Source organism: Dietzia sp. Cai40, from assembly GCF_014145165.1.
Lineage (GTDB): Bacteria > Actinomycetota > Actinomycetes > Mycobacteriales > Mycobacteriaceae > Dietzia > Dietzia natronolimnaea.
This window is the reverse complement of the sequence record NZ_JAALEB010000149.1, coordinates 1-6,838: the sequence shown is the minus strand read 5'-3', so window position 1 is coordinate 6,838 and position 6,838 is coordinate 1. Positions and strand designations below refer to the sequence as shown.

At 69.8% G+C, this 6,838-nt stretch carries 7 protein-coding genes; 3 read left to right on the top strand and 4 right to left on the bottom strand.

The window, feature by feature from the left end; translation table 11 throughout:
* Window positions 1-144: 144 nt before the first annotated feature.
* Genes G6022_RS06475 through G6022_RS06465 form a run of 3 tightly spaced genes read right to left on the bottom strand, consistent with a single transcriptional unit; the run spans window position 145 to window position 3,463 of the window.
* Window positions 145-744, bottom strand: coding sequence for a TetR/AcrR family transcriptional regulator (locus tag G6022_RS06475; protein WP_182639574.1), 600 nt, complete (start codon window positions 742-744; stop codon window positions 145-147).
* 4 nt (window positions 745-748) lie between these two features.
* Entirely contained in the window at window positions 749-1,936 is a 1,188-nt protein-coding gene (locus G6022_RS06470; protein WP_206682364.1) for a hypothetical protein, read from the bottom strand.
* A gap of 3 nt (window positions 1,937-1,939) precedes the next feature.
* Complete coding sequence (locus tag G6022_RS06465; protein WP_182639573.1) at window positions 1,940-3,463, bottom strand: hypothetical protein; 1,524 nt, start codon at window positions 3,461-3,463, stop codon at window positions 1,940-1,942.
* 99 nt (window positions 3,464-3,562) lie between these two features.
* On the opposite strand from G6022_RS06465, the gene G6022_RS06460 reads away from it, so the two are divergent.
* From G6022_RS06460 to trpS, 3 genes are all read left to right on the top strand, one after another.
* On the top strand, window positions 3,563-4,408 hold the full coding sequence (locus G6022_RS06460) for an exodeoxyribonuclease III (RefSeq protein ID WP_179524735.1): 846 nt from the start codon (window positions 3,563-3,565) through the stop codon (window positions 4,406-4,408).
* Between the two features lie 78 nt (window positions 4,409-4,486).
* Window positions 4,487-4,960, top strand: a complete 474-nt coding sequence (locus tag G6022_RS06455; protein ID WP_182639572.1) for a PPOX class F420-dependent oxidoreductase — start codon at window positions 4,487-4,489, stop codon at window positions 4,958-4,960.
* A 44-nt stretch (window positions 4,961-5,004) separates the two neighbouring features.
* Entirely contained in the window at window positions 5,005-6,081 is a 1,077-nt protein-coding gene (gene trpS / locus G6022_RS06450; RefSeq protein ID WP_182639571.1) for a tryptophan--tRNA ligase, read from the top strand.
* A gap of 362 nt (window positions 6,082-6,443) precedes the next feature.
* On the opposite strand, the gene G6022_RS06445 is transcribed toward trpS, so the two are convergent.
* Window positions 6,444-6,838, bottom strand: a 395-nt coding sequence (locus G6022_RS06445) for a DUF4440 domain-containing protein (RefSeq protein ID WP_182691213.1), incomplete at its 5' end; no start/stop codon positions are given.

Here is a 6,838-nt window from a genome sequence, read left to right as displayed (position 1 = left end):
TGGGGGCGTGGCTCGGCGGAGTGGTGATCGCGCTGGGCTTCGGCTACACCTCTCCCGCACTCGCGGGGGCCGCCCTCGCGGCGGTCGGACTGGCGATCCTCGTGGGCGCGGTCGTGGCCGCCCGCAGACCGGACCGGGACGGGGTCAGGACGGCGTGAGCGCCGGCACGAGCCACCGGTCGAGCAGCGCGCGGACCTCGTCCTCCGGGCGCGGCACGTCCGTGGAGGAGTCCAACAGCGAGATGAGCAGTCGCATGATCATCTCCGCGAGACCGTCGAGGTCGGCGTCGGAGACCCCGGCGTCGGACCACTCCACGGGGAACCGACGCAGCATCGCCGAGCCGTAGTCGAGCATCAGCGGCGAGGTGGCCGCCCGGCTGAACGTGGCGGTGTCGCCGAGTTGCAGCAGCAGGTTGAGTCGTGGGTCGCTCGGCACTGTGCGCAGACAGAACAGGATCCCCTCGACCACGGCCTCCGCGGGAGTCCGGCTGCCCTCGAGGTGGGAGACCAACCGGTCGACAAAGTCCTCGGCACCCCGGGCCGCCACGGCGCTCATGATCTCGCCGATGCTCCCGAGGTGCCGGTACACCGTTTGCCGGGTCACGCCGAGCTCGGCCGCGACGTCGGAGAGCGTCGTCTTGGCTACTCCGTGCCGGTCGATCAGCCCGGCGGTGGCGTCGATGATGCGCTGACGCGCCTCCTCCTCGTCCGCCGGGGGCCGGCCCCCCCACCCGTGTCTCGCCATCGGTTCAGGGTGTCACATCGGCCTCGCGCGTCCGCGGATCCCCGGTGCCCGCGGTGGTGCCGGGGGCGGAGCCGACCTCGCGGGAGGGGGACCGGGTCGCCAGGAGCGCCGCGACGACGAACCAGATGGCGACCGCGAAGCAGGCGAGCGCGTACCACCCGCTCCCGATCGGGGTGCCACCGCCGGTGACCCCGTCCGTCGCTCCCAGGAAGGCCGGGAGTGCCGCGATCCAGAACGCCGCGTGTACACCGACGTAGAGGACCGGGTAGACGCGGACGAAGGCCGGTGAGGCGACCGGTGGCGTGGAGCCCCGCCAGGTCCGGCGGGTCCCGTCCGCCAGCAGCCACAGGCCGACGAGCCAGAGTATGCCGAGGAACGTCCAGAGGATGGTCCGTTGGAGGGTTCCCTCGCTCTCGGCGTCCACGCCGACCCTGGTGGGCGCGGCCAGGATCACCATGAGTACCGGGGTGAGCACCCCCGCGACGACGGTCCGCCAGGCCACCGAGCCGCCGCCCATGGGCGTTCCGGTGCGCCCGGGCCCGCCCAGGAGCGTGACGACGAGCCACACCATGACGCCGAAGGACACCGAGGCGAACACCCACATGCTGTTCATCGGGACGGAGGCGAACATCGGCGTGTTGATCATGTTGTCGGGGTTCCACGCCCACCACCTGAGCTGGGGCCCGAGTTGGTCGAAGATCTCGTAGAACACCTGGCTGGCGAACGCGGTGGCGATCGCCCCGATCGCGGCCCCGCGCCGGGCGAAGATCCCCAGGGCGCGGACGAGCTCGTAGGTGAGCTGTGAGATCACCGGGTAGAACGCCACGATGTACAGCGGCAGTCGGTCGAACATGAACTGCACGGTGAAGACGTTGTGGGAGAAGATGAAGCCCACGTAGTCCTGCAGACCGAACCACTCGGGGAAGTACAGCGGCGGCTCGATGACCGCCAGGTAGATCAGGGAGGCGAACCACAGCCCGAGGTTGACCGGGTCGCCGTCGCGCCTCCAGCGCCGCCACGCGTGCACGAGGGCGAAGACCGCACCGGCGATGATCAGCACCTCGAGCAGGGGCATGGTCCAGTGCTCGAGGGCGAACGGTGAGCGAACGGCCCCCACGGGGTGTGCGTCGTCGCAGGAGAAGCCGAGGAAATCGGCGACCTGCCGGGCATCGGGTTCACAGGAGTACGCCATCGCTCAGCCCTTCGTCTGTCGGGTCGCGGACCGGACGGCGGAGGCCGCCGGTTCCACGGGGTTCGCGGGATCGGAGTAGTCGGTACCGGGCGGGTCGAGGCGGATGTCGAAGCCACCCGGCACGCGGGTGCGGCCGAGCGCCTCGCGGACCTTGTGGCGCAGCAGGCCGTAGACGAAGCGCGGGTCCGTCATCATGTCGCGGAGCGACTTGTCGAGGTTGAACACCGCGGTGAACGTCTGCTCCACGTGGTCGTCCTCACGGGCGGCGGCGGTGATGGCGTTGAACACCGGCCACGACACCCGGGACATGATCCTGCGTCGCCACGCGGGCGCGACCTCCGTGCCCTCGGCGAAGTCGTATCCCTGGTCGCGGGCCATGGCCAGCATCCACGGCACCTCCAGTGACGTGCGCTGCCGGTCGAGGAACGCGCGGGTGAACGAGGAGTCGAGTGACCGGTGCTCGGACAGGACGTCGGAGAGCACGACCGCCGAGCGGGCGGCCGAGCTCATGCCCTGGGCGTAGAACGGGTTGAAGGCGCAGGCCGCGTCCCCGATGGCCACCAGGCCCAGCGGTGGGTGTGCCAGCTCGTCGTAGCGGCGCCACTTGTTGCCCGTGGCGCGGGTGAGGTGCACCTCCGAGATCGGGGTGCCGGCCCGCATGGCGGCGGCGAAGGTGGGCGCGCGGAGTCGGTCGGCGGCGGCCTCGAACGTCTCGGGCGTGCGCGGCATCCGGATCCCCCACGAGCCCATGCACGAGATCGCGCGGTCACCCTCGACGGGGAAGAAGTTGGAGAGGAACTCGTGCTCCTGCGGATGGGGGCCGGTGTCCTGGGTGGGGGTCAGGACCAGGTGCTTCCACCACCAGTTCGGCGGCCGCTGCGAGGCGTCCGGGAGTTGGTACCAGCGGGACGTGTAGGTGACCTTGGCGTCGAGGGTCTTCTCGGGGACGGCCGGCCAGCCGGCGGCGGCGAGCCAGTCCCGGACGGAGGACCCGCGACCGAGGGCGTCCACCACGAGATCGGCCTCGAGGATCCGGGTCTCGCCGTGCGCGTCGCGGTACTCCACCCCGGTCACCCGCCCGGCCGGTGTCCCGCCTCCGGTGGTGGACAGGCCCGACGCGGTCACGCCCTCGCAGATCTCGATGGTCGGCAGTGCGCGGACCTTCTCCCGCAGGACACGCTCGATGAGGATGCGGGAGGAGTAGATCATCGTCATGGTGCTGGCCTTGCGCGGCCCCCAGCCGTCCATCTCGCCGTAGGCCGCGTCCATCGAGGGCATCAGCAGCATTCCGCCCGCCTCGATGAGCGACTCCTCGAACCCGGGGAAGATCGCGCCGATCGCGCGTCGCCCGGCGTTGAGGACGAAGTGCGGGTGCTTACTCTGGGGGACCCCGCGCCGGTGCTCGGCGCCGGGCGGAAGCTCGTCCCGCTCGAGGACCACCACCCTGTCGAAGTGCGGCGCCAGCACGCCGGCCGAACACAGGCCCGCCACGCTCCCGCCGAGGACCACTGCCGTCGCTCCGTGCATCCTTCAGTTCCCTTCATTCATACATTGATCGTCTCAATGTATGAATGTGCGAACCGGGTGTCAACGGATACGTCTGACCGGGTCGGTAGCCTGAGCGGCGTGAGCCTCACCGTCAGCACCGTCAACGTCAACGGGATCCGCGCCGCCGTCAAGCAGCGGTCGGAGACCAACCTCGGATTCCTGCCCTGGCTGGAGGGCAGTGGCGCGGACGTGGTCGCGCTCCAGGAGGTCCGCGCCGACGAGGGCCAGACCCGTAAGGCGCTCGCTCCGGCCCTCGACGCCGGCTGGCACCTCGTCGGCTCCGCCTCCTCGCTCAAGGGCCGGGCCGGCGTCGCGCTGTTGTCCCGGCACGAGCCCGCGGAGGTGCGCATCGGGCACGGTGATCCCGAGTTCGACGAGTCCGGCCGCTACATCGAGGCGGTGTACCCCGGCGCCGTCGACGGGGAGACCGTCACCGTGGCCAGCCTCTACCTGCCCTCCGGGACGGCCGAGACCCCCAAACAGGACGAGAAGGACCGCTTCATGGCGAGCTTCCGGGAGCACCTCGCCGAGAGCGCGAAGGTGGTCGGCGCCCACGACGGTCACGAGATGATCATCTGCGGCGACTGGAACATCGCCCACCGCGAGGCGGACCTGAAGAACCACAAGGGGAACCACAAGAGCTCCGGCTTCCTGCCCCACGAGCGTGAGTGGATGTCAGAGTTGTTCGCCGACGCCAGCGGGTGGACCGACATCGTCCGCCATCGTCGCCCCGACGAGATCGGCCCGTACTCCTGGTGGAGCCAACGCGGCAAGGCCTTCGACAACGACGCGGGCTGGCGCATCGACTACCACGTGGTGACCGACGGCCTGGTCGATCGTGCCGTGGCCGACCGGGTGGACCGTGCGAGTGCCTACGACATGCGGTGGTCCGACCACGCGCCGGTCACCGTCGTCTACGAGTGACGACGACGAGGGCGTCCGCACCGGAGGGGCCCGCGATCGCGGATGCCGCGCGGCGAGCACATCCGTAACCTCGGCTCCATGCCGACGTATGCGACTGCCGACCGTCCTGACCGAGCCGGACTCGAGGAGTTCCTGCGCCCGCGGCACCGCGCGGTGCTCATCACGCGGAAGTCCTCGGGAGGGTTGCAGAGCTCGCCCGTGACCTGTGGTGTCGACTCCGAGGGCAGGCTCGTCGTGGCCACCTACCCGCAGCGGGCGAAAGTGGGCAACATCCGACGGGACGCGGCGGTCAGTGTGTGCGTGTTGTCCGACGAGGTCAACGGGCCCTACGTCCACGTCGACGGAACCGCTGAGATCGTCGACCTCCCGGAGGCTGTGGAGCCGCTGGTCGAGTACTTCCGCAGCGTCGCCGGCGAACACAGCGACTGGGACGAGTACCGCGAGGCCATGGTGCGGCAGGGCAAATGCCTCATCCGGGTGACGATCGACGACTGGGGGCCGGTGGCGACGGGCGGGTTCCCGCCCGAGCAGGACCGGTCCACCGGCCGATGAGGGCGTGATCGGGGGGCCGGGGGCGCCGTGGGAAGATGGGCGCCATGTCTGAGCAGTCCACTTCCGCAGCTCCTGCGCCCACGACCGCCGCGACCGGGGCGCCCGCGACGCGCCAGCGCGTCCTGTCCGGCATCCAGCCCACCGCCGACTCCTACCATCTCGGCAACTACCTGGGCGCCGTGCGGCAGTGGGTGGACCTGCAGGACGATTATGATGCCTACTACTTCATCCCCGACCTCCACGCGATCACCGTCAAGCAGGATCCCAAGGAGCTGCGCGAACGGGTGTTCCGCGGCTGCGCACAGCTCCTCGCGCTGGGGGTCGATCCGGGCCGCTCGGTGCTGTTCGTGCAGTCGCACGTGCCCGAGCACGCCGAGCTGGCCTGGGTCCTGGGGTGCATCACCGGGTACGGCGAGGCCGCCCGGATGACGCAGTTCAAGGACAAGTCGTCCAAACAGGGCACGGACGGGACGACCGTGGGGCTGTTCACCTACCCGGTCCTCATGGCCGCCGACATCCTGCTCTATCGCCCGCACCTCGTGCCGGTGGGGGAGGACCAGCGGCAGCACCTCGAGCTGACCCGCGACCTGGCGATGCGGTTCAACTCCCGCTACAGGAAGACCTTCGTGGTGCCCGAGGGCAAGATCCTCGAGGGCTCGGCGAAGATCTACGACCTGCAGGACCCCACGGCCAAGATGAGCAAGTCGGGGGAGAGCCCCAAGGGGATCGTCAATCTGCTCGACGACCCGAAGGTCTCCGCCAAGCGGATCCGCAGCGCGGTGACCGACTCCGATGGTGACATCCGCTTCGATCGCGAGATGAAGCCGGGTGTGTCGAACCTGTTGACCATCCAGTCGGCGTTCACCGGGCGGCCGGTGGCGGACCTCGTGGCCGATTACCATGCCGCGGGGGCGGGGTACGGCGCGCTCAAGACCGACACCGCCGATGCCCTCGAGGCCTTCGTCACCCCGTTGCGCGGTCGGTTCGACGAGTACATGTCCGACAGGGGCCAACTCGAGCAGATCCTCGCTGACGGCGCGGATCGCGCGAGATCCGTGGCCGGGCCCGTGCTCTCGCAGGTCTATCAGGCGGTCGGGTTCACCGCACCGCGCCGCGGATAGGACACCCAGGGCGCAGGCCACTGCGTAAGAATGAACCTATACAGATGTATCCTTACAGCGACGAAACCCAAGTTCACGGCGTAGACCGCGGGGCGAAACACCTCCGTCACACTACGTCCTTAGAGTCGCTTTCAGCTCGACGGGGAGAGGAACCCGTCGGGTGTCACATCACCTGTAGGGAGTGGACGCATGGGTCTAGTCGCCGGTCTCATCGGAATCGTGGGGGATCTGCTCCATCTGCTGCTGGGCGGCCTGTAGGCCCCGCGCCGCGGTCGACGAACGGCGCCCCTCGCCAGACGTGGTGAGGGGCGCCGTTCCGTGTGCGGCGCGCCTCCCCGGCAGAACGTCCGCGCGGAGGGAACTCAGGTCTCGGCAGTGCCCTGATGGAAGGTCTGGCGCCAGGAGCCCCTGGACCGGACCCACACCGAGCTGCGCAGGATCGAGTCACCACGGGACCGCTCGCGCCAGATCACCAGGATCGTGTCGGAGGCGAGTTCGCGGGCCTCGATGACCTCCATCGTGTGGTCTCCGGATGCCTGGTCGGTCGACCCGGCGGCCGCGAGCCTGTCCCCGCGCGACCAGACCCGTCCGCGGGCGCACACGTGGCTCCATGAGGGGTCCAGGAGTGTCTCGAGCCTGCGTCGGTCACCGCGGACGACATCGGTGAGCAGTGAGCGCTCCAGCTCGACGACGAGGTCGACATCCGAGGCGCCCGACGCGGACCGATCTGTCGCTGTGGACGGCGCGATGGCACTAC

Excerpts from the sequence above, each read along its gene's own strand:
- G6022_RS06475 (WP_182639574.1), bottom strand. The coding sequence starts at position 744 with ATGGCGAGACACGGGTGGGGGGGCCGGCCCCCGGCGGACGAGGAGGAG.
- G6022_RS06470 (WP_206682364.1), bottom strand. The coding sequence starts at position 1,936 with ATGGCGTACTCCTGTGAACCCGATGCCCGGCAGGTCGCCGATTTCCTC.
- G6022_RS06465 (WP_182639573.1), bottom strand. The coding sequence starts at position 3,463 with ATGCACGGAGCGACGGCAGTGGTCCTCGGCGGGAGCGTGGCGGGCCTG.
- G6022_RS06455 (WP_182639572.1), top strand. The coding sequence starts at position 4,487 with ATGCCGACGTATGCGACTGCCGACCGTCCTGACCGAGCCGGACTCGAG.
- trpS (WP_182639571.1), top strand. The coding sequence starts at position 5,005 with ATGTCTGAGCAGTCCACTTCCGCAGCTCCTGCGCCCACGACCGCCGCG.